The organism is Streptomyces sp. TAA204, assembly GCF_000424965.1.
Genome location: NZ_AUKW01000004.1, coordinates 69664 through 93904, shown reverse-complemented (window position 1 = coordinate 93904; position 24241 = coordinate 69664). Strand labels below are relative to the sequence as shown.

Annotated in this window: 23 protein-coding genes and 2 pseudogenes; 11 read left to right on the top strand and 14 right to left on the bottom strand. The window is 72.2% G+C overall.

The genetic code is table 11. The features are described 5' to 3' along the window. Positions 1–2 precede the first annotated feature (2 nt). The 3 genes and pseudogenes from H343_RS0108735 to H343_RS35850 form a co-directional block, all read right to left on the bottom strand. A complete protein-coding gene (locus tag H343_RS0108735) occupies positions 3–911 on the bottom strand; it encodes a pyridoxal-phosphate dependent enzyme (protein WP_028430817.1) in 909 nt (302 codons plus the stop codon). A gap of 182 nt (positions 912–1093) precedes the next feature. Beyond that, complete coding sequence (locus tag H343_RS0108730; RefSeq protein WP_028431141.1) at positions 1094–1684, bottom strand: peptidoglycan recognition protein family protein; 591 nt, start codon at positions 1682–1684, stop codon at positions 1094–1096. A gap of 108 nt (positions 1685–1792) precedes the next feature. Then, positions 1793–2956, bottom strand: a pseudogene (locus tag H343_RS35850) (tetratricopeptide repeat protein); the annotation flags it as partial. A gap of 739 nt (positions 2957–3695) precedes the next feature. Here H343_RS35850 and H343_RS0108720 point away from each other — a divergent pair. Then, positions 3696–5093: an NsdA family TPR-like regulatory protein gene (locus H343_RS0108720; RefSeq protein ID WP_028430816.1), complete on the top strand. Its 1398-nt coding sequence runs from the start codon at positions 3696–3698 to the stop codon at positions 5091–5093. 88 nt (positions 5094–5181) lie between these two features. Further along, positions 5182–5712: an NUDIX hydrolase gene (locus tag H343_RS0108715; RefSeq protein ID WP_028430815.1), complete on the top strand. Its 531-nt coding sequence runs from the start codon at positions 5182–5184 to the stop codon at positions 5710–5712. A gap of 198 nt (positions 5713–5910) precedes the next feature. On the opposite strand, the gene H343_RS0108710 is transcribed toward H343_RS0108715, so the two are convergent. Both H343_RS0108710 and H343_RS0108705 read right to left on the bottom strand, forming a co-directional pair. Continuing rightward, the gene (locus H343_RS0108710) at positions 5911–6147 is read right to left on the bottom strand and encodes a hypothetical protein (RefSeq protein ID WP_028430814.1); all 237 of its coding nucleotides are present in this window, start codon (positions 6145–6147) and stop codon (positions 5911–5913) included. A gap of 85 nt (positions 6148–6232) precedes the next feature. Continuing rightward, a complete protein-coding gene (locus H343_RS0108705) occupies positions 6233–7141 on the bottom strand; it encodes a LysR family transcriptional regulator (RefSeq protein WP_028430813.1) in 909 nt (302 codons plus the stop codon). A 69-nt stretch (positions 7142–7210) separates the two neighbouring features. On the opposite strand from H343_RS0108705, the gene H343_RS0108700 reads away from it, so the two are divergent. Continuing rightward, positions 7211–8158: an EamA family transporter gene (locus H343_RS0108700; RefSeq protein ID WP_486586833.1), complete on the top strand. Its 948-nt coding sequence runs from the start codon at positions 7211–7213 to the stop codon at positions 8156–8158. Between the two features lie 9 nt (positions 8159–8167). After that, entirely contained in the window at positions 8168–9325 is a 1158-nt protein-coding gene (locus tag H343_RS0108695) for a N5-glutamine methyltransferase family protein (RefSeq protein ID WP_028430811.1), read from the top strand. Between the two features lie 43 nt (positions 9326–9368). Here H343_RS0108695 and H343_RS0108690 read toward each other — a convergent pair whose 3' ends face one another. After that, positions 9369–10301: a M56 family metallopeptidase gene (locus H343_RS0108690; RefSeq protein ID WP_028430810.1), complete on the bottom strand. Its 933-nt coding sequence runs from the start codon at positions 10299–10301 to the stop codon at positions 9369–9371. 3 nt (positions 10302–10304) lie between these two features. After that, positions 10305–10709, bottom strand: a complete 405-nt coding sequence (locus H343_RS0108685) for a BlaI/MecI/CopY family transcriptional regulator (RefSeq protein WP_028430809.1) — start codon at positions 10707–10709, stop codon at positions 10305–10307. A 133-nt stretch (positions 10710–10842) separates the two neighbouring features. Between H343_RS0108685 and H343_RS0108680 the strand changes: the two genes are divergently transcribed. Both H343_RS0108680 and H343_RS0108675 read left to right on the top strand, forming a co-directional pair. Beyond that, positions 10843–11418, top strand: coding sequence for a TerD family protein (locus H343_RS0108680; RefSeq protein WP_028430808.1), 576 nt, complete (start codon positions 10843–10845; stop codon positions 11416–11418). A gap of 221 nt (positions 11419–11639) precedes the next feature. Continuing rightward, positions 11640–12842, top strand: a complete 1203-nt coding sequence (locus tag H343_RS0108675; RefSeq protein ID WP_028430807.1) for an acyltransferase family protein — start codon at positions 11640–11642, stop codon at positions 12840–12842. 129 nt (positions 12843–12971) lie between these two features. Here H343_RS0108675 and H343_RS0108670 read toward each other — a convergent pair whose 3' ends face one another. The 4 genes from H343_RS0108670 to H343_RS0108655 form a co-directional block, all read right to left on the bottom strand. Continuing rightward, complete coding sequence (locus tag H343_RS0108670; protein ID WP_486586832.1) at positions 12972–13715, bottom strand: beta-glucanase; 744 nt, start codon at positions 13713–13715, stop codon at positions 12972–12974. A 146-nt stretch (positions 13716–13861) separates the two neighbouring features. Further along, entirely contained in the window at positions 13862–14140 is a 279-nt protein-coding gene (locus H343_RS0108665) for a Sec-independent protein translocase subunit TatA (RefSeq protein ID WP_028430805.1), read from the bottom strand. Positions 14141–14215: 75 nt separating this feature from the next. Continuing rightward, positions 14216–14671: a tellurite resistance TerB family protein gene (locus H343_RS0108660; RefSeq protein WP_028430804.1), complete on the bottom strand. Its 456-nt coding sequence runs from the start codon at positions 14669–14671 to the stop codon at positions 14216–14218. A 114-nt stretch (positions 14672–14785) separates the two neighbouring features. Continuing rightward, positions 14786–15814 carry a sporulation protein gene (locus tag H343_RS0108655; protein WP_028430803.1) on the bottom strand — a complete coding sequence of 343 codons (1029 nt, stop codon included), beginning with the start codon at positions 15812–15814 and terminating at the stop codon, positions 14786–14788. A 538-nt stretch (positions 15815–16352) separates the two neighbouring features. On the opposite strand from H343_RS0108655, the gene H343_RS0108650 reads away from it, so the two are divergent. The 3 genes from H343_RS0108650 (at position 16353) to H343_RS0108640 (ending at position 20050) form a co-directional block, all read left to right on the top strand. After that, positions 16353–17702 carry a hemolysin family protein gene (locus tag H343_RS0108650; protein WP_028430802.1) on the top strand — a complete coding sequence of 450 codons (1350 nt, stop codon included), beginning with the start codon at positions 16353–16355 and terminating at the stop codon, positions 17700–17702. After that, complete coding sequence (locus tag H343_RS0108645) at positions 17699–18724, top strand: hemolysin family protein (protein WP_028430801.1); 1026 nt, start codon at positions 17699–17701, stop codon at positions 18722–18724. Before H343_RS0108650 ends, H343_RS0108645 begins: the two co-directional genes overlap by 4 nt. A 297-nt stretch (positions 18725–19021) precedes the next feature. Next, complete coding sequence (locus tag H343_RS0108640) at positions 19022–20050, top strand: cation transporter (RefSeq protein ID WP_028430800.1); 1029 nt, start codon at positions 19022–19024, stop codon at positions 20048–20050. A 246-nt stretch (positions 20051–20296) separates the two neighbouring features. Here the strand turns inward: H343_RS0108640 and sodN are convergent, their stop codons facing one another. Beyond that, on the bottom strand, positions 20297–20692 hold the full coding sequence (gene sodN / locus H343_RS0108635) for a superoxide dismutase, Ni (protein ID WP_028430799.1): 396 nt from the start codon (positions 20690–20692) through the stop codon (positions 20297–20299). Positions 20693–20877: 185 nt separating this feature from the next. Between sodN and sodX the strand changes: the two are divergent. Then, a pseudogene (sodX, locus tag H343_RS34105) lies at positions 20878–21360 on the top strand (nickel-type superoxide dismutase maturation protease); the annotation flags it as partial. On the opposite strand, the gene H343_RS0108630 reads toward sodX, so the two are convergent. Then, positions 21288–22007, bottom strand: a complete 720-nt coding sequence (locus H343_RS0108630) for a CGNR zinc finger domain-containing protein (RefSeq protein ID WP_028430798.1) — start codon at positions 22005–22007, stop codon at positions 21288–21290. The pseudogene sodX and the gene H343_RS0108630 overlap by 73 nt on opposite strands. A gap of 86 nt (positions 22008–22093) precedes the next feature. On the opposite strand from H343_RS0108630, the gene H343_RS0108625 reads away from it, so the two are divergent. Next, entirely contained in the window at positions 22094–22882 is a 789-nt protein-coding gene (locus H343_RS0108625; protein WP_051264836.1) for a class I SAM-dependent methyltransferase, read from the top strand. 141 nt (positions 22883–23023) lie between these two features. Here the strand turns inward: H343_RS0108625 and H343_RS0108620 are convergent, their stop codons facing one another. After that, a complete protein-coding gene (locus H343_RS0108620; protein WP_028430796.1) occupies positions 23024–24220 on the bottom strand; it encodes an NAD(P)-dependent malic enzyme in 1197 nt (398 codons plus the stop codon). Between the last annotated feature and the right edge of the window lie 21 nt (positions 24221–24241).

Here is a 24241-nt window from a genome sequence, read left to right as displayed (position 1 = left end):
GGCTAGCCCGGACCGCCCGGACCGGTTGCTGTGACGACGGCCGTCACGGTGCTGCCCGGCGCGAAGGCGCCCTCGGCGGCGAGCGCGGTCAGGGCGAAGAGCAGCTTGGCGACGTAGGTCCGCTCCAGCGGCGGCAGGCCGTGCCGGGAGGCGAAGTCCGCCGCGAACTCCTCCAGTTCCCGGCTCCCGCGTGCGAAGCCGCCGAAGTGGAAGCGCTCGTCCAGCGACCAGCTGCCCCGGAGTTCCCCGAACGCAGATCGTTGCAGGCCGCGGACGTCGGACCCGAGGAAGCCGCCGCGGAGCACCGGGATGCCCAGGGCGCGCTGGGAGGGCGCGAGTCCGGCGGCCAGGCCCGCCAGGGTGCCGCCCGTTCCGCAGGCGACGGCGGCGACGTCGGTACGGCCTCGCAGTTCGCGGCCGAGGTCGAGGCAGCCCTGTACGGCAAGGGAGTTGCTGCCTCCTTCCGGTATGAGGAACGTGCCGGCGTCCCCGTACCCGGAGCGGGCGAGCAGCGAGGTGAGGAAGTGCGGCTCGGCGCGGCGGCGGTAGTCCGCACGTGAGACGAAGTGCAGCCGCATGCCGTCGGCTTCGCAGCGGGCGAGTGAGGCGTTGCGGGGGCGTGCGGCCAGTTCGTCGCCGCGTACGAAGCCGGCCGTGGTGAGCCCGAGCATGCGTCCGGCGGCGGCCGTGGCGCGCAGATGGTTGGAGTGGGCGCCGCCGAACGTCAGCACGGTCCCGGCTCCGGCGGTGAGCGCGGCGCGGAGATTAGGGGCGAGTTTTCGCCATTTGTTGCCCGGCAGCTCGGGATGGATCAGATCGTCGCGCTTGAGCAGCAGCCGTACGCCGTGCCGCGCGAACCGCTCGTCGTCGAGTTCCCGGAGAGGGGAGGGCAGCAGTGGCGCGGGGCTCACCGCCGCGAGAAGGGCGTCCGCGCCGCGGAGGCCGGACGCGGCGTCACCGGTCTCACCGCCCGCCACGCTGTCACGGCACTGACCGGACACACCGTCGGCGCCGTGCGGGGGCGGGGCGGGGGCGCTGGTCTCCACTTCTCCATTGTCGCGCCGCCCGCCCCTTCCCGTGATGCCGGGTGCGGCTACTTCAGGCGTGCCGCGATGCGCTCGCGCATCTCGTCCATCGTGAATCCGCGCGGGTCGACCTTCTGGTCCGTCCACTCCAGATGGCCGATCACGGAGCGCTCGTTCCATCCGTGGTGCCTGCACAGCGCGGCGGCGGCCCGCTCGATCGCGTCGCGCTGCTCCTCGGGCCACGGGTCCTCGCCGTCGCCGAGGTTCTCGCACTCGAAGCCGTAGAAGCACCGGTTGCCGTCGGTGTTCACCTCGTTGGGGCCCGGGGGCTCCTCCTCGGCGATCACCGCGCGCAGCACGTCGTCGTCACCGAGCCCCGCGTGGTTCGCGCGGCCGTGTCCGACGAGGTGGACCGTGCCGTCCTTGGTGATGACGCCGTGCGACAGGGGTCCGGGCAGGTCGGAGCGGCCGTCGTAGACGAGGTCGACCGTCTCCTTGGAGCCGTTGGTGACCGTGTGGTGGATCATGATGCCGTGCACAGGGCCCCAGGGCCCCGTGTGGTTGCGGTTGTGGTTGCGCCAGTCGCGGACCTCCTCGATCGTCACGCCCTCTTTCTCGAGGGCTGCGATGAAGGCGCTCGCTGTGATGGGTGTGGCCATCTCGCCCCGTACCTTCCCTGTGCGCTCTCGTGGTGTTCGTGGGTGATGCCCGCTGGGCGGGGACTTACTCCGCTCACGGCCCGGGGTCATGCCCGCCCGGGCCGACAGCGCCTGGACGCAGCGCTCTTGCGCGTACGGGCGCAGCAGACGCGGCATACGGTCGCGTGCCCGGCGCGCACGGCCGGACCGCACGAGCGTCGCGTCCTCCAGGAAGCCCTGCCAGGTGGAGCAGGCTTCCTCCACGCGCCCCCGGGAGAGCAGGAGTTCGGCCAGTTCCGCCTCGCTGAGCGCACGCGAGCGCCGCTCGCCCTCCGGCCGGGAGCGCAGGGAGGAGCGCAACTCCGTGATGGCGCCGTCCCTGTCGCCCAGGGCAACACGCACCTGGCCGGCCTGGTAGTGCAGCGCGGCGTCCTGGTACGCGCCGACGGGCTCCCCGTCGGGGCTCTCCGGACCGGTCGTCAAGTCGGCCGGTGAGCGGGCCAGTTCGTACTCGGCGCGGCGGATCGCCGCCAGGGCGCTGCCGCGTTCGCCCTCCGCCGCCCGCGCGACGGCCAGCCCGGCGTGAAGGAAGGCCACGGTCGAGGGCGGTGCGCCTGCCGGCGCGGCCTCGCAGGCGGCCTCCGCGAGGGCGAGACTCTGGCGCCGGTGCCCCAGTTGGTGCGCCTGGGAGCTCAGCGCCCGGCGGACGAGTGCGACGCCCTCGGGGTCCTCACCCTCCTCGGCGAGTTCGGCCGCGGTGAGGAAGGCGCGCTGGGCGAGCCCGTGGCGCTGTTCGTCGGCGTAGACGCGTGCCAGCAGGAAGCTCAGCCGCGCCGCTCCCGCCACCAGCCGGGGATGGTGCGGCCCTTCGCCCCCCGTGCGCAGCCGGCGGACCAGATCGGCGAGCGCGGCGGCGAGCGGCGTGCGGATGTGACCGCCGCCGTGCCGGTCGGCCTGCTGGGCGAAGAAGCGCACATGCTCGCGTACGGAGGCGACTTCGTCGGGGGTGGTGCGCCGGGAGGACCGTCCGCCCCGGGCGGGCGTGGGGGAGTGCGCCCGGGGCGGACGGGGACGGAGGGGCTCGGGAGTCTCGGTGGGGGTCTCGCCGATGCTTCCCCCGTTCAGGCGGGCCTCCTCGCCGGTTCTGTCGCCGCCGACGGCAGTCGAGGGGTCTGCCGCGGCGGTGCGGGGCGTGTGCCGCGAGCGCTGCGCCACCGCTGCTGTGCCGCCGGACGGACCGGGGGCGTCGCCCGTACCTGCGCCGGGAGACGCCCGCGACCGGCCGGCGGTCATCGCCCCGGTGCCGTGCGCGGCGGCGACGGCCGGCGCCAGCAGCGTGAGCCGGTAGGGGGCGGGCGGCGGGGAGTCCGCGCGGGGCGGGCCGACCACCGCGGAGGTGAGCGCGGCGAGCTGGTCCGCGGGGCGTGCCGTCTCCTGGCCGTCGTACGCTCCCGGCACGGCATCGCTGCTCTCCGTCTTCCCCGCGCCGTACCGCGGTGAGCGGGGGCCGGGCCCGCCGCTGCGCCCGTCCCCCATGCCCAGTTGAGTCACCCGGACCGGGCGGCCCAGCCGCCGCGAGAGGGCTTCGGCGATGAAGCCCTGTACGCGCGGGGAGGGGCGGCTGCCGCGCAGCCAGCGGGCCACGGAGGTGCGGTCGTAGCTGAGCGGGACCCCCGCCTCGGCACCGAGCCGGCCGACGGCGCGGGCGAGTGCCTCCTGCGTCCACTCGGTCTCGGCCAGAAGTGAACGCAGCGTTCCGTTCGGCGCGGGGTGCCGGCGGTGGTGTTCAGAGGACAGCATTGCCGACCGCCCGGCGCGGCTCGAAGTGGATGAGGATCGGGTCATTCATGGTCGAAATCCCTCCTTGTGGTGCTCCGTTCGCCCTGCCGCGGACGGAGTGCTTCCAAGCGAACAGCAGCCTCCGCTTCTGCGGCAGCATGTGCCGTGCCCACGCACAGGTGGCTTTTTCACACCCCGTGTGAACGGAAGTCCGTTACTCTGCGAAACAAGGGTTGGACGACCGGAGGGCGTGATGGAGCCCAACAGTCAACTGGACGTACTGCTTGACCAGTCAGGAATCTCCCGGGCCGGTCTCGCCATGAGGGTCAATCACCTCGGCGCTCGAAGTGATGTCACTCTGCGTTACGATCACACGTCCGTGGCGCGCTGGCTCAAAGGGCAGCGCCCGCGCGGCAGGGTCCCGGAGCTGATATGCGAGGTCCTGGGCGGGCGGCTGAAGCGCACGCTCACTCTCGACGACATCGGCATGGCCGCTCCGCCGCGTTCCCACTCCCCGGCATCGGTGCAGGATGCCGGCCGGGCGGGGGACGGCGGGTTCGCCGCGTGTGCCGCCGGGGACAGGGCGGCACTCGGCCGGTTCGTGGAGCGGGCGGCGCTCTCGTGGCGTGCCGACCAGCTCCACGCGGACACGCCGGGGCCGGCGCTGCTGACGGGTGCCGCGGCCGTCGCGCCCGTGTGGGAGTGGGAGAACCCGCCCGACGACCCGGACGTCTCGCACGACGGGACGCGTGAGGTCTCGGAGGTGGACGTCTCGGTGCTGCACGCGGCACGCGGACACTACGAGCATCTGTACCGCAACGCGGGCGGCGTCGCGACCCGCCCCCGTGTCGTCGGATTCCTCAACGGCGAGGTCGCCCCGCTGCTCCGCGGCGGCTACGGCGACGGCACCGGCCGCGAACTGTGCCGTGCGGCGGGGTCGCTGGCGGCGGTCGGCGGCATATGTGCCTACGACGCGGACGAACAGGGCCTGGCGCAGCGCTACTTCCACCAGGCCCTGCGCCTGGGAAAAGCCTCCGGCGACCGTCTCTTCGGCGGTTACGTGGTGGCGCTGCTGGTCAATCAGGCGCTCTTCCTCGGTGACGACAGACGCGCCATAGCCTGCGCGGAGGCGGTGTTACGCACGCCGGGGCCGCAGTCCACACCGGCCCTGGCGACGGACCTCCACGCGATGCAGGCGACGGCCTACGCCCGGATCGGCGACCGGCGCAGTGCGTACGACTGCATGCGCAAGGCCGAGAGCTGCTCGACGCGCATCCGTCCGGAGGAGGAACCCGAGGAGACCGGCTACGTACAACCGGGCCTGGTGCAGGTGCGATTGGCTGAGACTCTGCTCGTACTGGGAGAGCTGGACCCCGCACAGCGGTACGCCGAGGAGGCGGCTCGGGAACCCGCCCATGTGCGGGGCCGGGTGAACCGTTTGGCCACGCTCACGGACATCGAGCTGCACGGAGGCTCCGCCGAGCGCGCCGCGCGGACGGCGGTGCAGATGGTCGACAACGCGCAGGGCATCGAGTCGCGGCGGCTGCGGCAGCGCATGCGGCAGGTGAGGGAGCATCTGCTCCGCCATCCCGGAACACCTGCCGACCGCGCGGCCAGGCTGATCGAGGAGACCCTGAGAGTGCCTCTCTGACGGGGAGAGGCCCGGGCGGCGCCTCTGTCAGAGGGATGCCGCCGCGTGCTGGGATGTGCCCCAACCCCGTCAGGAAGGGGGCACACACGTGCGATGGCAGAACCTGGGTGAGAACACTGTGTATGAGAACCAGTGGCTACGGGTCAATCTCGCGGACGTGCTTCTCCCGGACGGCCGGCATCTGGATCACTACCTGATCCGGCTGCGGCCGGTGGCGATGGCCACAGCAGTCAACGAGCGCAACGAGGTGCTGATGCTCTGGCGGCACCGCTTCATCACCGACAGCTGGGGATGGGAGCTGGCTGCCGGAGTCGTGGAGGACGGCGAGGACCTGGCCGGGGCCGCCGCCCGCGAGATGCTGGAGGAGACGGGCTGGCGGCCCGGACCGCTGCGGCATCTGATGACGGTGGAGCCCGCCAACGGGCTGATCGACGCTCGGCACCACATCTACTGGTCGGACGGTGCCACCCATGTCGGTCACCCGGAGGACGACATCGAGTCCGACAAGAGGGAGTGGGTCCCGCTCAAGGAGACGCCCGAACTGATCGCACAGGGCGAGGTGCCCGCGGCGAACACGGCGGCGGCGCTGCTCATGCTGTACCGGCTGCGCTTCGGTTAGGTCCCGTCCGGGCGGGCCCCGAGGGTCAGCCCGAGGCGTCGGACGCGTGGGTCTCCCGGGCCCCGGCCGCGAGACGTGGGTCTCCCGGCCCCGGCCGCGGTGGACGGCAGAGATCCCCGGCCCGTGCGTACGGGCCGGGGACCGGGCGAGCCGGTGCGCGGTGAGAGGTGCGCGCGCCGGCCTCCGGCGGCCGACCGCTCAGGGATTGCGGAGGAAACCGTCCCCGTTCTGCGCGATGTGCTGCTCCACGGCTGCCAGCGCCTGCTGCACCTGAGCGGGTGAGCCGCTGCCGCGCTGCTCCGCGTAGTAGGCGGCGCCGAGCCTGCGCAGCAGATCGTTGCCGGTGCGCTGGGACTGCACCTCCTCCACCTTCTCCTTGCCCTGTGCCAGTCCGCGCTGCGCCTGTTCCTTGGCCCTGTCGATGAATCCCGCCATGCTCGTGCCTCCCGCTGCTCGTGTCGCCTGTGCCCGGGGTGTCCGGACTCTCCGTCTGTCCCCGGTCGCTCAACGTATGCCGGGATCAGCCCGTTCCCCGCGCGTCCCCGGCCAGTACGCCGAGCGCGAGTTCCACCAGCTGGGGGACGGCTGGGTGCCCGGGTCTTCCGGAACCCGGGGGTGTCTCCCGCCAGATGAGCATCAGCGGCACCTCGTCCGCCCCGTCGAGCGGCCGGTAGACGACACCCGGGTGCGGGTGCATCTCCGCGGTGGCGGACGTGGAGGTGCCCACCGCGCTGCCCGCGGCGATGGCGCCGAGCCAGTCGTCGGTGTTGGCGACGGCCACGGTCGAGGCCGGGTCGGGGCGGATCTCCTCCGGCCACAGGTCCAGAGTCGTCAGTCCGGAGACCGTGTTCAGCGCGACCGGATGGCGGGCGAGGTCGGCCAGGGTCAATGCACCGGGCTGCTCGGCCAGTTCGCTCTCCGCGGGGACGGCCGCCACGCGGGGCTCGTTGCACAGCCACTCACCGAGCAGGCCCTCCGCGTCCTCGGGGATCATCGGCGCCCGTACGAGCGCGGCATCGACCTTGCCGCTCAGCAGCCCCGCCGTACGGTCGTCGACGCGCAGCAGCTCCAGCGGTGTCTGCGGACAGCTCTCCTTCCAGCGCCGCAGCAGGGGTGTGGTGTACCGGCCGAACGCCGACCAGGCATGGCCCAGCCGCAGCGGCCAGGGACACAGCCTGCCGGGATCGAGGGCCTCGTCGACGGCGGCAAGGGCCCTCGCCGCCTTCTCCCGGAACCGGTGGCCGTCGGCCGTCAGCCGGAGGTGGTGCGTCGTCCGGTCGACCAGCCGTACTCCCATGTGCGCCTCGAGCTGGCGCAGCGTACGGGAGAGGGCGGGCTGGCTGATCCGCAGCACCGCGGCGGCGGAGGTCACGCTGTCCGCCTCCGCGATGGCCAGGAAGGCGCGCAGGTGGCGTAGCTCGGCGGTCATGCGTCGGGAGCATAGCCGCTGGCGAAGCGGCATTTCACAGCCGGGCGCGGTGGTCCTAGCGTGTTGCTCATGACCTCTGGGGAAAGCACCGCGCCCGCCGCCGCCGGTACGTCCGCCTCCGCCGGTACGTCCGCCTCCGCGCCCGGCGCCCGTACGTCCGGTGACGCGGGAGGCGGCAGGGCCGCCGCGGTCGGCATGGTCGTCGGCAGTGCCATGTCGCTGCAGTTCGGCTCGGCCGTCGCCGCCACGCTCTTCCCCCGCGCGGGTGCGCTGGGTGTCGTCGCCCTGCGGCTGATCTTCTCCGCGGTGCTGCTGCTGCTCGTGTGCCGGCCACGGCTGCGGGGGCACTCCCGTACGGACTGGGCCGCGGTGGCCGGTCTCGGCGTCGCGCTGGGCACGATGAACACGCTCTTCTACCAGGCCATCGACCGCATCCCGCTCGGCGCGGCCGTCACCCTCGAACTGCTCGGCCCGCTGGTCCTCTCCGTCGTCGCTTCGAGGCGGGCGCTGAGTCTGCTGTGGGCCGGGCTGGCGCTCGTGGGGGTGTACCTGCTGGGCAGCAGCGGCTTCGACCGCATCGACCCGGCGGGGGCAGGGTTCGCGCTGGCGGCGGGCGCGATGTGGGTCGCCTACATCCTCTTCAACTCCCGTACGGGCGCCCGTTTCCCCAAGGCCGACGGGCTCGCCCTGGCCATGGTGCCCGCTGCGCTGATCAGCGCGCCGCTCGGGGTGGCCGACGCGGGGCTCGCCCTGCTGGACCCGGTGACGCTGGGGCTGGGCGCGGCGGTGGCGGTGCTCTCCTCGGGGGTGCCCTACACCCTGGAGCTGTTCGCGCTGCGCCGGCTGCCGGCGGCCACCTTCGCGCTGTTGATGAGTCTGATGCCGGTGGCGGCGGCGCTGGCGGGCTTCCTGGTCCTCCAGCAGCGCCTGCGCCCGCTGGAGCTGGTGGCCATAGCGCTGGTCATCGTCGCCAGCATGGGTGCTGTGCGTACGCCGCCCGCCCGCGGGGCGCCATAGGCTGGGCAGGTGGACGAGCGGCAGTCGGTCGGCTGGACCGAGGACGAGGGTGAACGGTCGGCACTGTGGCGCTCGGAGAGCGGGATGAAGCCCCCGCGGCACGTACGCGTCGCGGACGACCGCATGACGGCGGACTCCGCCTACAAGCTCGCCTGCGAGGGCACCGCGCTGCTCTGGCACGGCGACTTCCACGGTGCGCGCCAGTTGCTGTCCGCGCTGCGCCGCCGCGTCGAGAGGAAGCCGCCCCGTGCCGGGGCGGACCCGCGCGAGAGCTTCCATCTCAACCGGCAGGCGCAGTCCCGGCGCGCGAGAGTGCTCGGCATGCTGCTGGTGCCGCTCGACTCCGGGCCTGGGCCGGGAGGTTACGCCGTGCCGCTGCGCCGTGCCCCGGACGTGGGGGAGGCGTGCGCGGAGGCGTACGGGCCGCCGCCGTCCGTGGCGGAGCGTTCCGTCGTCTCGCTGCGCGAACTGCTCGGTGTGATCGGTGCGCACGAGTGGCGGCACAGAGGTGTGCCGGTCCCGGCGCTGGGCGGTGAGCGGGTGCATCCGGCCTACGGCGTCTTCTCGCCCGTGCGAGGCGAGTACGTCGACCTCGTGGCCCGTACCGAACTGCCCCCGGCGGGAACGGCGTTCGACATCGGCACCGGCACCGGCGTGCTCAGCGCGGTGCTCGCCCGGCGGGGCGTGGAGCGCGTCGTCGCGACGGACCAGGACCCGCGCGCGCTGGAGTGCGCACGCGGGAACCTCGGCCGGCTGGACCCGTCGGGAAGAGTGACGGTCCTGCGCGCGGACCTCTTCCCGCCCGGCGGCGAACGCGCCTCCCTCGTCGTCTGCAACCCGCCGTGGCTGCCCGCCAAGCCGACCTCGCCCCTCGAACACGCCGTCTACGACCCGGGAAGCCGCATGCTGCGCGGTTTCCTCACCGGGCTTGCCGGACGGCTCACGCCCGGAGGTGAGGGCTGGCTGATCCTCTCCGACCTCGCCGAGCACCTCCGACTGCGCACCCGCGCCGAGTTGCTGTGCTGGATCGGGGAGGCCGGGCTCACCGTGGCGGGACGCGAGGACACCCGTCCGCACCATCCGCGCTCCGCCGACCCGGCCGATCCGCTGCACGCGGCCCGTGCGGCCGAGGTCACCTCGCTGTGGCGGCTGAGGGCCGCGGCGTGAAGGCGGGGGACGTGAAGGCTGGGGACGTGAGGGCGGCGGGCTCCTACAGCGGGGTCGCGGCGTGCAGGACCAGGAAGAGCGCGACGGTGGCGTTCGCCGACGACAGCGCGGATGCGGTGGCACCCGCGGCAGCCGTCCACACGGCCAGGCCGACGGCGGTGTGACCGGGCGGCCAGACGCGGGCGTCGGGAGCCGGGCACAGCAGGGCCTGCACTCTGCGCGGTACGGGCCCGGGCGCCGCGAATCCGGCGAGTGTCCGGGCGGGTGCGGGACGTGAGACCAGTGCTGCCTTGCCGACCGTACGGGCCATGAGGCGGCGGTCACCCACGGCGTGCGCGGCGTCCTCGTCGGCCCAGCGTTCCGCGCTGAAGGCGATGGCCGTCTTCAGCGGGTGGAGGAACGGATTGGCCCGCGCCGCCAGTTGGGCCGCCAGCAGGAAGCGGTGGTGGCCCGCCTCGAGATGGGTGCGCTCGTGGGCGAAGAGGGCTTCCCGCTCGCGGGGTTCGAGACAGGCCAGCATCGCGGTGGAGACCACGATCCGGCCCTGTCCCCTGCCGGGGAGGGCGTAGGCGTAGGCGCTCCCGTCGGGGAGGACCGCGACCTGCGACGGCGGCATCCCCTGCAGCGCGCGTTCGGCCCGGCGCCGGACCCGCAGGTGACGCCACACCGTTCTGCAGCACTCCACGGCGACGAGGGCGAGGGCCGGGATCGCGGCCTTGCCCACGACCTCGTCGTAGGGGACGGCGGCCCGTACTTCGGGGTCGGACCAGCCGTCGGGCAGCGGGTTGCCGGGCAGTTGGGCCGTCCCCACCACCATGATCAGCGCAAGGCACAGGGTGCTGCACACGGCCAGGACGACACCCACCCCCGTCAGCAGACGGGCGGCGGAACGCGGGTGGAGACGCCGCTCGGCGAGACGGGCGATCGGCCATGCCGTCAGCGGCAGAACCAGCGGCAGGAAGACGAAGACGCCCATGTCTCAGTGCTCCGGCCCCTGTGCGTAGTGGCCCAGCAGGTCGCGCAGGAGCTTCTCGTCGTCCGGGGGGAGGGCGGTCACGAAGCTGGTGAGGACCGCCTCGCGGTCCACCTCGCTGTCCAGGACCCGCTGCATCCGCAGGGCGGCCAGCCCCGCGGCGTCGCACGACGGCTGCCAGGCGAAGGAACGACCCTGCCGCTCACGGCTGACCGCACCCTTGGTGAGGAGCCGGGTGAGGATCGTCACGACGGTGGTGTAGGCGAGAGTGCCGTCCAGCCGCTCCTGCACCCACGCCGCGCTCACCGGGCCGGGGGCGGTGTGGAGCACGGTGAGTACCTGCGCCTCCAGTTCGCCCTGGCCCCGGCGAGGGGCCCGCGGACCGGTACGAAGGTTGTCCTGCCCCTTCAATGGCGTCTCCCTCCAGCCTGGCTCGCCGCGCACGGCAGAGGCGGCCATGGTACTGAACGGGGGCAGCCCCGTGATTTGCCCTTCTACAGTGATGTAGTTTTTGATTCCGGCACGTCGAAGTCTGGAGGAGATCATGGGAGTTTCGCTGGCCAAGGGCGGCAACGTCTCGCTGAGCAAGGAGGCCCCGGGGCTCAGTGCGGTCCTCGTCGGTCTGGGCTGGGACGTGCGTACGACGACGGGCGCCGACTACGACCTGGACGCCAGTGCCCTGCTGTGCGACGAGGCCGGACAGGTCCTCTCCGACGGGCACTTCGTCTTCTACAACAACCTCACCAGCCCCGAGGGGTCGGTCGAGCACACCGGCGACAACCTCACCGGTGAGGGGGAGGGGGACGACGAGGCCGTGAAGGTGGACCTCGCGCGCGTCCCGGCGCAGGTCAGCAAGATCGTCTTCCCGGTCTCGATCCACGACGCGGAGCAGCGCGGGCAGAGCTTCGGCCAGATCCGCAACGCCTTCATCCGTGTGGTCAACCAGGCCGGCGGCGCCGAACTCGCCCGCTACGACCTGACCGAGGACGCGGCGACCGAGACCGCGATGGTCTTCGGCGAGCTCTACCGGCACGGGCAGGAGTGGAAGTTCCGGGCGGTCGGCCAGGGGTACGCCTCCGGACTCGCGGGAATCGCCCAGGACTTCGGCGTGAACATCTGATGCGGGCGGCCCGCCCGTGCGTACGACTCCGGGCCGCGGTCCGGTTCGTACGTACGGGGAGGGGTCAACTCCGTTGCGGAGGCGGTCTGTCGGCTGTTCCCCGGAGTCCGTGACCGTTCACGGCTCATCTATTACAGTGCTGTAGATACTCCCCGCCGCTCCGGGGCGGAGCGTGCGGCACGTCTCATGACCCCCTCGCAGAGAGGCAGCAAGGAGGCGCTGTGGCGCACGACCTGTACACGCGGAACCAGCGGGCACCCCTGCCGGCCGCCCGCCCGGCGGACCCTCCGCCGGAGCCCCAGGTCCCGGACAGCGCCAAGGGCAGACCCGCAGCCGCCCCGACGAGCGTCCAGGAGGGGAAGCAGCGTGATCCGTTCTTCGACAACGCGAAGTATCTGGCGATCGTGCTCGTGGCGCTGGGTCACGCGTGGGAGCCGCTGAGGGCGGACTCGCGTGCCGCGGGAGCCCTCTACGTCTTCGTCTACACCTTCCACATGCCGGCGTTCATGGTGATCTCCGGCTACTTCTCACGGGGCTTCACGGGCAAGCCGCACCAGCTCAAGCGGCTGGTGACGGGGATCGCCGTCCCGTACGTGCTCTTCGAGGTCGCCTACACCCTCTTCAAGCGCTGGGCGGGCGACGACCCGGGCTACCCCATCAGCCTGCTCGACCCGTGGTATCTGACCTGGTTCCTGATCGCGCTGTTCATCTGGCGGCTGACGACGCCGCTGTGGAACGCCGTTCGCCGGCCCGTGCCCCTCGCGCTGGCCATCGCCGTGCTCGCCTCGGTCTCCCCCGACATCGGTGACGACCTGGACCTGCAACGCGTCCTGCAGTTCCTCCCGTTCTTCGTCATCGGGCTCCGGCTCAGGGCCGAGCACTTCGACCTCGTACGCAGCCGGTCCGCGCGTCTGCTGGCGGTGCCGGTGGCGCTGTGCGGCCTCGCGTTCGCCTACTGGGCCGTGGAGCGGATGAACCCCGCATGGCTCTACCACTACGCCAGTGCCCAGGAGTTGGGCGTGGCCTGGTGGGCAGGGGTGGTGATGACGTTCGCGCTCTTCGGCTGCTCGATGGTGCTCACCGCGTGCTTCCTGGCCTGGGTGCCGCGCCGCCACATGTGGTTCACCGCGCTGGGCGCCGGCACGCTCTACGGCTACCTGCTGCACGGCTTCTTCGCCAAGGGCTCCCGCTTCTGGGACTGGTACGAGGCGGACTGGGTGCACACCCCCCTGGGCGCCATCGGTGTCACGGCCATCGCGGCAGCGGTGATCACCGTCTTCTGCACGGCTCCGGTGCGCCGGGCGTTCCGCTTCTCCATGGAGCCGAGGATGAACTGGGCCTTCCGCGGCGACCCGGCAGCGGACGCCCGCCGCCGCAACGACGGGGCCGCCGGTACGGATACCTCACGGGGCCGGCGCCCATAGGGGGTGCCGGAAGGGCCTGGCGCGGCGCAGGGCGCGGCTTTCGGGTAGGTCGTCCCGGCTCGGGAGCGGGGCCTCAGACCGGGGCCCGACGGTCGGGACCCCTCAGACCGGGGCCCCGGGAGGGCTGCTTCAGGGCCGGTGCACGCGCAGGTACGGCACCTCGTAGCTGATCGACCGTACGGCCGGGCCCGGCGCGGGGTGATGGACGCCCGCGCTCACGGAGAGGTTGACCACGAGGTGCGCGTACCAGTCCTCGCCCACGCCGGTGCCGTCGGCGAAGACGGGGGCTCCGTTGATCCACCAGTCGACGGACTCCGCGCCGAAGCGCACCCGCACGTCGATCCCGGAGCCCGGGGCGACGGCAGGGTCGGTGCAGTAGTGCCCACTGCCGCGCACATGGTTCGACATCTCCAGCGTGTGGGGATTGTCGGGGTGGTACTCGAAGACGTCGATCTCGTTGCCGCCCTCCCGCCACGTCCAGATCGCCGGCCACGCCCCCGGCTCGCGGGGCAGCACCACCCCGGCTTCGAGGATGTCGCCCGCGCGGACGGTGAAGTCCTCGTCGCTGCCCTCCGTCGTCAGCAGGCCGGCGCTCCAGGTGCCCTCCGGCCGGGGAGTGGCGCGGAAGACCCCGGTCCGGCTGTAGGCGGGATCGGGCACGAGGTGGTCGAGTTTGCCGTCGCCGGGATTGGTGGGGCCCCCGTCCGGATAGGCCCATGAACGGCCCGCGACCCACTGCCTCTTCGAGGAGAAGTCAGCGGTGAGGACGGGGCCGCCCGGCGGCAGGTACGGGGACACCTCGGGGCGTCGCGGGCGCAGCGCCGGCAGCCTGCTCCTGATCCGGTCCATGAAGTCCGGCGTCGGGCTCGTCACGGCGTAAGCCTCACGGTCGGCTCCGGGGTGGTCGGCCGTCACGTTACGCGTGCGGCGCGGCGCTCAGGAGCCGACGCGCGGTACGCCGCCGGGGTACGCGGGGGCACGGGGGCGGCCGTACCGCGCGGCGGGTGCTCACGTGCGCCTCAGGGCTGGTCCCGAGCCCCTCCGCCCGCCTCGCCCCGGGGCTCGGTGGCGCCGTGGGCGGGCGGGGCCGGCGGGGGTGCCGGGTCAGGGGCCGGATGAACGGTGTACGACGAGGAGGGCGTCCCGTCCGGCTTGCCCTCCGTCTTCATCGCCTTGGCCTCGCTCTTGAGGATGCGGGCGGATTTGCCCGCCGAACGGGCCAGCTCCGGCAGCTTCTTCGCGCCGAAGAGGAGCACGCCGACGATGATGAGGATGGCCAGCTCGCTGATGCCGAACATGAGGCGTCCCTTCTGCTCGCACTGAGGTGTGTGGCGAGGGGCGGCCGGCGCCCCGGTGAAACGCCGGTGAGCCGGTCAGAGGTCGAACTCGGCGGCGGGCAGGTCGAGGGCGAAGCAGGCCTCGCGGACCATCGCGCGCTCCGTGGCGTCGAAGTCGCCGTCGGCGCCGCCGATGACGATGCCGATCTGTACGACGGCGCGTGCCTCGGTCGGCTTCTTCTTCACCTTGGCGATCTCCTGCAGGACGGCGACCTTGCCGAAGTCGAAGTCGGAGGTGAGCTTGTCGAGGTAACCCTCGAAGCGCCGGCGCAGGTCGTCGGCGGCGAAGTTCTGCAGGACGTCGTTGCTGGTGATCAGCTGGGCGACGCGCGTGCGCTCCGCCGGGTCGATGGTGCCGTCCGCCGCGGCGACCAGGGCGCACATGGCCATGCTCGCGTCGCGGAAGGCGCCGCTCTGCAAATCGTTCTTCTTCGCCTCCAGTTGAGTCTGCATCGTCTGTGCGGATTCCTTGATGCGGTCCCAAAGGGCCATGAGAACTCCGTATGAGTGAGGGGCCCGGGCCGCCCCTGGCGGACCGGGCGCGGTTTCATCCGCGACGTAACTTCTACAGACGTGTAGAAGTTAGCAGGTTCGCTGCTCCGCCGCTCAGCCTTCCTCCTCCTCGTCGCCCTCGAAGGCGTCACCGATCTCGTCGACGACCTCCGCGGCCACGAACCCGCCCGCGACACCGACGGCCAGTCCGGCGGCGCCCGCCGCGACCGCGGTGCCCATGCCGGGGCCCGAGGAGCCGTGGTGACCGCCGCCGTGCCCGTGTCCGCCGTGGCCGTCCTTGTGGGCGAACTCACCGCCGTACGGGCTGCCGTGACCCCACTCGCCGTGCTGAGCGTGCTGGCCGTGGCCGCCGTGACGGTCGACGAGCTGACGCACCCAGCCCTCGACCTCGGCCGTCAGGTCCGTACGTCCGGCGTCCTCATGGCCGACCGCGAAGCGGTTCAGGACGTCGTGGCCGCCTGAGAAGAGCCCGCCGCGCTTGTCGGCCTCCAGTACGACCTCGACGCCCGAGGGGCCCGCGAGGAAGGTCAGTTCGATCTCGTTGACCGTGTGGGCGTACTGGGGCGGCGGCGTGAGCTCGATCTCCTGGTAGAAGGGGAGCTGCTGGCCCGTACCGTGGATGTGGCCCGCCTCCAGGTCGGCGGAGCGGAATGCGTACCCGAGCTGCCCGAGAGCCTCCAGTACGGCCTCCTGCACGGGCAGCGGCCCCACCCGCAGCGGGTCCAGGTCGCCTTTGCCCTTCGCGCCGGAGACCGACAGTTCGGTCCGTACGCCCAGCACCACGCCCAGCGGCTGCTGGTGCAGTTCCGTCACCGGCGTCTCCCACGGCAGCGTGACGGAGAAGGGGATGCTCCGTCGTTCGCCCTCGGCCAGCCGGAATCCGCCCCCCACCGTGAAGCGTGCGAAGGCGAGGGTGCCTTCGTGCTCGTCGCCGTGGCTCTCGGCCTCCACGCGGGCGACGAGTTCGAGGTCGATCTGCTCGATCTCGGCATCCGAGCTGCCGCCTTCGATGTGGACCTGGCCGGACAGCGGCCCGCCGGGCGCCACCGCTCCCTCCTCCAGGACCGTGTCCACCGACGGTCCCCCGATTCCCATGGCCCCGAGCAGCTTCTTGAACACCATCGCGGCGTCCACTCCTTCAGTCGTTCCGTGTGACGTCGTGTGTCGCGTGCCGTGTACGGGAGGGTGCTCCCCGGGCTTCGGCTGCGGGCACCCGCCGGGGCGGCGCACCGTGCCGCCGGAGCCCCTGAACCCCCTGCGGGCCTGTGGTCCCTGTCGGGACTCGCCACCCGGCCCCCTCCCGGTCGTCGGCAGGGCTGTGGCAGCCGCGCGAGACGGCGGCACAGGCCGCCCCCGCAGGCAACTTCTACAGTCCTGTAGGTTCAGCAGAGTAAGGCAAGCAGCGTCAGGACGGGGCACTCTCACCTGCCACGGCACCTGATCCAGCGATAAATCCAGCCATGGACGGACTCAGGCAGAGCCCGCCCGGCCCGCCCGGAGGAGCGAGTGCGGGAACTGTGCTGGTCACACCCGTCGCAGCAGCCCACACAGATGAGGAGCACTCGTTGCCCGCCCACCGGATGACGGACCCGCCGTGGCGCCGTCCCCGCCCGGCCCACCCCTTCCGTGCCGCACCCGGCACCCTGCGCGGTGGTGCTGAATGAGCGCCGTTCTCGGCCTTCTGGCAGTGCTCGTCCTGACGGCCGGCACGGGTTACTTCGTGGCCCAGGAGTTCGCCTACGTCGCAGCGGACCGGCTGATTCTCGCCCGTCAGGCGGAGGCCGGCGACAAGCGGGCCGCTCGTGCCGTGACGGTGCTGGGGCGGCTCTCCTTCATGCTCTCCGGGGCCCAGCTGGGCATCACGGTCACGGGTCTGGTCGTGGGATTCCTCGCCGAGCCGTCGGTCGCCGCGCTGCTGGGCCCCGCCCTCACCGCGGCCGGTGTCCCCCAGGCCGCGGTACCGGGGATCTCCCTCACCCTCGCCTTCGTACTGGCCACCGTGATCCAGATGGTGCTGGGCGAACTGGCCCCCAAGAACCTGGCGCTGGCCGTGCCGGAGCGGCTCGCGAAGTCGCTCGCCTCCTCGACGCTCGCCTACCTGAAAGTCGTCGGTCCCCTCGTGCGCGTCTTCGACAGCGCCGCCAACTCCCTGCTGCGCAAGGTGGGCATCGAGCCCGTGGAGGAGCTGCACCACGGAGCGACACTGGAGGAGCTCGGCCATCTCATCGACGAGTCCCACGAGAGCGGCCAGTTGCCACCGCACACCGCGCAACTCCTCGATCACGCACTGGAGTTCTCCGAGAGGACCCTGGAGCAGGTGATGGTCTCCCGTGTGAACGTGGCCTACATACGCGCGGACGCGCCGGCGCCCGAAGCCGTGGACCTCATCGGCGAGCACGGCCACTCGCACTACCCGGTCCTGGGCGAGCGCCCCGACGACGTCACCGGTGTCCTCGGAGTGCGCGAGCTGATGCGGCTGCCCGCCGGACAGCTCCCCGGGGCCACCGCCGGAGAACTGGCCCGCCGTCCGCTGCTGCTGCCGGTGACCCTGCCCCTGCCCGACGCCGTCGAGCAGATGCGCGACCACGGCGAGGAGTTCGCCGCCGTGCTGGACGAACACGGGGGCCTGGCAGGGATCGTCACCTTCGAGGACATCGCGGAGGAACTGGTCGGAGACATCGCCGACGAGTCCGACCGCATCATCCGGCTCGCGTCCCCCGACGGAGCCGGATGGCTCGTCGACGCGGGGCGCCGCCTGGACGAGATCGAGGCGGCCACGGGCATCCCGCTGCCCCAGGAGGAGGACTACGAGACCGTCGCCGGCCTGCTGATCGACCGGCTGGGCCGCTTCCCCGCCGTCGGTGACCGGCTCACCCTCACCCTGCCCGACGGTGACCGCTGCGCCGTGGACGTCCGCGCGCTCGACCGCCACGTACCCGCTGCCGTCCGTCTGGAGCGTCTGCCCGGCTCCGCCGAGGAGCACCCCCGGGCCGAGGAGGAGAACGCATGAGCCCGCTGACGGCCGGCTTCATCACACTGCTGCTGCTTCTCGGCAGCGGATTCTTCGTGGCCGCCGAGTTCGCCCTCGTCGCCGCCAAGCGGCACCGCATGGAGCGGGCGGCGGCCGACGGGGTGCGCGGAGCGCGTTCCGCGCTCGCGGGCATGCGCGAGCTCTCGATGATGCTCGCCGGTGCCCAACTGGGCATCACCGCCTGCACGCTGGGCCTGGGAAGCATCTCCAAGCCCGCCATCTCCCACCAGCTCGACCCGCTTCTGGTGAGCCTCGGCCTGCCCACCGGCCTCAGCTACGGCATCGCCTTCGCCGTCGCGATGGCCGTAGTCGTCTTCCTGCACATGGTTCTCGGTGAGATGGCTCCCAAGTCCTGGGCCATCGCCCACCCGGAGCGTTCGGCGATGCTGCTGAGCCCGCCCTTCCGCGGCCTCATCCGGCTGCTGTGGCCGCTGATCCGGGTGCTGAATCGGGTGAGCAACGCGCTCGTCCGGATGTGCGGGGTCGTGCCACGCGAAGAGCTGGCGTCCGTGCACAACCGTGAGCAGCTCACGCACCTGATCGCGGAGTCCCAGCGGCTGGGGCTGATCAGTGAGACGGACTCGGGGCTGCTGACCCGCTCGCTGACCGAGCCGCAGACGCCGGTAGGGGAGCTGCGCGTGCCGGCCGGGCGGATCGCCTCCGTACCCGCCGGGGCGGACGCCGCGGCCGTGCTGGCCGCCGCGGACGCCAGTGACCGGACGCGTCTGCTCGTACGGGAGGAGGACGGGACCGTCGTCGGCTCCGTCCACGCCCGCGACGCGCTCGTCGCCCGCTCCCGCGGTACGTCCACGAGCGCCCGGCGGCTGGCGCGGAACGTACCGGAGGTGTCACCGGGCGACACCGTCGCGCACGCCGTCGAGCAACTGCGGCGTCACAGGGCCTCACTCGCGGTCGTCCGGGACGCGGACGGGAGCCTGGCCGGGCTCGTCAGCCTGGACGACCTCGTGGGCCGGCTCCTTCAGGCGCAGACCGGCCAGTGACCTGAGCCGGAGGTCAGCCGCCGGCCGGACGCCCGCCGTCGCGGGCCGCCGGCCGGCCCGGGGCGCCGCGGTGCTCGCGAGGAGGCCCGCGCCGGACCTCCACGCCGCTCACGGCACCCGCTGAACGGCTGAGCCGGCCCGCACGGCCGGGCCCCCCGCAGCGGCGGATGTGAGCCACCTGCCGTCCCGTACATGCGCACTGGGCCCTGTCCACGTGTGCGGCAAGCACAGCGTGGGACACACCCCGGGAACGGACCGCGCCGGGCCCCCGACCGGGAGAGGAGAACCATGGTCGAACTGCTCAGCGGGCAGTGGCCACTGGGCTGGAGCGTCGCAGGCGTCGTTCTGGCCGGTGCGCTCACCGTCGTCTGCAGCGTCCGGCTGGCAGGGCTGGGGGACGTCCTGGCCGACCGTACGGGCTGGGGCGAGGCGCTGTTCGGAGCGGTTCTCTTCGGGCTCATCACCTCGCTCTCAGGCATCGTCATGACCGCCGTCAGCGCGGCCGACGCCCAACCGGAACTCGCCTACGGCAATGCCGTCGGCGGCATCGCGGCACAAACCCTCGCCGTCGTCGCCGCCGACGCGTTCCACCGGCGGGCCAACCTCGAACATGCCTCGGCCTCCATGCAGAACCTCCTCTTCGGATGCCTCCTCACGGGACTGCTCGGCCTGGCTCTCATGGCGTCCTTCAGCCCCGACGTCACGGTCGCGGGCATCCACCCCGCCTCGGGGGTCCTCGTCCTGTTCTACGTCGGCGGGCTGCGCCTCATCCACACCAGCTCCGATCCCATGTGGCGGGCCGTGCGTACGAGGGAGACGGTCACCGACGTGCCGCAGGAACGGGGCAAGCACACCGAGCGCGCCAACTCCAGGCTGTGGAGTGAGTTCCTCGGGATCGCGGGCGTGGTCGTCATCGGCGGGTGGGCGGTCACCCGTGCCGCCGAGGGGATTCTCGCGAGCACGAACCTCAAGGCCGGACTCGTCGGTGCCGGAATCATGGGCGTCATCAACGCCCTGCCCGAGGCGGTCACCGCCGTCGCCGCCGTCCGCCGCGGCGCGATCACCCTCGCCATCGCCGCGATCATCGGCGGCAACTCACTCGACGTGCTCAACCTCGCCATCGGCGACATCGCCTACCGGGAGGGCTCGCTGTTCCACGCGGCGGCCCCGGACGAGCTGTTCCTCACCAGCGCCGCCCTCGTCATGACCACCGTGGTACTCGGCGGCCTCCTGGTGCGTCAGAAGCGAGGATGGCTCCGACTGGGCTTCGACGGCGCCCTCCTCATCGGCATCTACGCCGTCACTCTCGTCATCCTCGCCTTCTGACGGGACCGGCCGGGAAGTCCGGGAAGCAGCGCGAGCCCGGCAGCGTGCGCCATGCCATGAGGTCCTGACGAGCCTGACGGCGGCGGCAGTTGAGTCCCGGCGCCCGCACCGCGCAGGACGGGCGGTCCTGGCACGAGGACCGCACCCGGTCCGTCACGGACGCCGTGGTGAGCGCCCTGCGGACCGGGTGCGGACATGTGGACCTGGCGGTCAAGAAAACCGCAGGTCATAGGGCTTGAGGATTGCTCAGCCCCTCTTGGTCTCCCAGAAGATCTTGTCGATCTGGGCGATGTGGTCCAGCGCCTTCTGCCCCGTGGCCGGGTCGGTCGAGCCCTTGGCCGTCGACAGCGACTTGAGGGTCTCGTTGACCAGCTGGTGCAGCTCCGGGTACTTCTCGAAGTGCGGGGGCTTGAAGTAGTCGCTCCACAGCACCGAGACGTGGTGCTTGGCGAGTTCGGCCCGCTCCTCCTTGATGGTGGTGGCGCGGGCGCGGTAGTGCGGGTCGTCGTTGGACTGGTACTTCTCCTGGATGGCCTTGACCGACTCCGCCTCGATGCGGGCCTGGGCAGGGTCGTAGACACCGCAGGGGAGGTCGCAGTGAGCGCTGACCTGCACCTTGGGGGCGAACAGACGGGAAAGCATAAAGCCGTCCTTCCTCGTGATCGTCTTCTCACCTGTGAGATTACTCCGTGGGGGAGGCCTTTTCGCGTGTGCCCCCGTGGGCTTAGGACAAAAGTCCAGTGTCGGGGTAAGAGGAGAACCCGCCGGACCGGCCGCCGGCGGGGCAGGGCGGGACGGGACGTATCGGGACGAGGTGAGTCGCACAGATGCCTGAGCGGGCGCGGGAAGCAGCCGAGGCAGCCGAGGGAGGCGGAGCAGGAGGAGCAGACGGAGCAGGAGGGCACGGGATGCGGGGGAGCGGCGGCGAGGCGGGCCTGCTCAAACGCATCGGGCTCGCCGAGGTCCACAACCCCTCCATGCAGCCGACGCTGCGGCCGGGCGACACCCTGGTGCTGACATACGGCACCGGCGTGCGCCCCGGGGCCGTCGTGGTGCTCCGGCATCCCTTCCAGCACGACCTGCTCATCGTGAAGAGGGCGGTGGAGCGCCGTTCGGGTGGCTGGTGGGTCGTCGGTGACAATCCGCGGGTGCGCAATGACAGCCGGGAGTTCGGAGCGGTCCCCGACGAGCTGGTGGTCGCCCGCGCGTGGCTGCGGCTGCGCCCACCGCGCGGGGTTCAGCGCTCCTTCCTGCCCGTGGCGCGCTGGGCGCTTTCGGCGGCGCGTCCGCTGGTGGCGGAGCGCGGGCTGCGGGCGCTGGCGGCCCTGCGGCCGGGGCTGCGTCCCTGGTCGCGGCCCGGATCACGGCCCGGGGCACGGCCGTCCGCGGCCTCTTCGCCCTCCAGGCGCTTGCGGGCGCGGTAGGCGGCCACGTTGGCGCGGGTGGCGCAGCGGTCGGAGCAGTAGCGGCGGGAGCGGTTGGTGGAGGTGTCCAGGTACGCCCTGCTGCAGGGGGCGGCCTGGCAGATGCCGAGCCGTTCGACGCCGAGGTCGGTGAGGTGGAAGGCGAGGCCCATGCAGGCGGTCGCCGCGTAGCCCGCCGCGGCGGTGACGGGGTGCTCGGCGAGGTGCATGTGCCAGCGGGGGCGTCCGTCCTGGTCGAGTTCGCCGTGGCCGCTGATCTGGGGGCTGGTCGGGAACTCCATCAGCAGTGAGTTGAGCAGGTCGACCGCGCGCGTCTCGTCGCCCTCGGAGGCCGCGCTGAAGACGGCCCGCAGCCTCGTCCGTACGCCTCTCAGCCGCGACACGTCCGACTCGGAGGCGCGCCGTGCCATCTGCCGGCTGGCGCCGCACAGCTCCCGTACGGATTCGACCGACGTCAGGGAGTCCTCGCCGCGCTCCGGCTGCTCGGTGTTGACCAGGCGCACCGCCATGTCGGAGTAATAGTTGAGTTCCACTTGTGATCCTTACGAGACTGCTCTATCGTCGGCATCGGAAGGTAATGGTTGTGCTGCGGTAGAGGGTATTACACCTAGGAGGGTTCGTGACGACGTACGCGGACGCGGCCGCCCGTCAGGTGGACTGGCAGGCGTGGCAGGACAGTTGGGACCGTCAGCAGGAGTGGTACCTCCCCGACCGCGAGGAGCGGTTCCGGGTCATGCTCGACATGGTCGGGGCGTTCGCCGGCTCCACCCCCAGGGTGCTCGACCTCGCCTGCGGCACGGGCAGTATCTCCGACCGGCTGCTGCGGCGCTTCCCCGCCGCACACTCCACGGGAGTCGACCTCGACCCCGCGCTTCTCACCCTCGCCCGCGGTCACTTCGCCTCCGACAGCCGCGTCGAGTTCGTCACCGCCGACATCGTCGACCCCGGCTGGGTGAGCCGGCTGCCGCACCGTTCCTACGACGCCGTGCTGACCGCCACCGCACTGCACTGGCTGAGTACCGCTCAACTGAGCGCCCTGTACGGACAACTCGCCGGCGTACTGCGCGAGGGCGGCGTCTTCATGAACGCCGACCACATGCCCGACGCCTCCACCCCGCGCATCAACGAGACCGTGCACGCCTTCGACAAGGCCCGCCGCGAGCGCGAGAAGGCAGCCGGATCGCAGGACTGGACCGGCTGGTGGAAGGCGATGGCCCAGGAGCCCGCCCTGGCGGACGTCGTCGCCGAGCGCTTCCGCATCTTCGGCAACCCCGCCGACGGCGATCACGCGGACGGCGAGACGCAGTCCCCCCAGCGGCACGCGGAAATCCTGCGCGCCGCCGGCTTCGCCGAGGCACGGCCGGTGTGGTGCTCGCCCGAGGACGCGCTGGTGCTCGGACTGCGCTGAGCCGGCCCGGGCACGGGCCCGGACACGGGTGAGGGCGGTACGGGCCCGGCCGGCCCGTACCGCCCTCGAACTTCCCCGCCGCGCGGGCCGCCGGCTCCGGTGTTCCTCCACGCGGCGTCGACGCCCCTCTCAGCCGGAGGATCAGCGGCGGGCGATGCCCTCCGCGCGTGCGGCGGCGGCGACCGCCGCCGTCACCGCCGGAGCCACCCGCTCGTCGAACGGCGAGGGGATGACGCATTCCGCGCTCAGTTCGTCCGAGACGACGGCCGCCAGCGCTTCCGCCGCCGCGAGCTTCATGCCCTCGGTGATGTCGGTCGCGCGCACCTGCAGCGCCCCCGCGAAGACACCGGGGAAGGCGAGCACGTTGTTGATCTGGTTCGGGTAGTCGCTGCGGCCCGTCGCCACGACAGCCGCGTACTTGCGGGCCACGTCCGGGTGGATCTCCGGGTCGGGGTTGGCCATGGCGAAGACGAAGGAGTCCTCCGCCAGGGTGGCCACGGCGTCCTCCGGGACCGTACCGCCGCTGACACCGATGAAGACGTCCGCGCCGGCCATGGCCGACTCCAGGGAACCGGTGCGCCCGGCCTTGTTGGTGAAGCCGGCCAACTCCCGCTTGACGGCGGTCAGGTCGGTGCGGTCGGAGGAGACCACGCCCTTGCGGTCGCAGACGACCACATCACCGATGCCCGCCTCCACGAGGATCCTGGCGATGGCCACTCCCGCCGCTCCCGCGCCGGAGACGACCGTACGCAGGTCGCCGAGCGGCCGTCCCGTCAGACGGGCGGCGTTGCGCAGCGCGGCGAGCGTGACGATGGCGGTGCCGTGCTGGTCGTCGTGGAAGACCGGGACGTCCAGCCGCTCCTTGAGCCTGGCCTCGATCTCGAAGCAGCGGGGTGCCGCGATGTCCTCAAGGTTGACGCCGCCGAAGGACGGTGCCATGCGGGCGACCGTCTCCACGATCTCGTCGGTCTCGCGGCACTCGAGCGCGACCGGGAACGCGTCCACGCCCCCGAACTGCTTGAAGAGGATGGACTTGCCCTCCATCACCGGGAGGGACGCCTCCGGGCCGATGTCGCCCAGCCCCAGGACGGCGCTGCCGTCGGTGACGACCGCCACGACCTGGGACTTCCAGGTGTAGTCGTCGACGAGTTCCGGCTGGGCCGCGATGGCGCTGCAGACCTTGGCGACGCCCGGCGTGTAGGCGAGGGAGAGTTCCTCGGCGTTGCGCACCGGAACGGTCGCCTGCACGGCCATCTTGCCGCCGCGGTGCAGGGCGAATGCCGGGTCGATGACGTCCCCGTCCAGGCCTTCCTTCGGATTGACGATCTCCGCTGCCACTTTGTCGAACCCCTTTGTCGA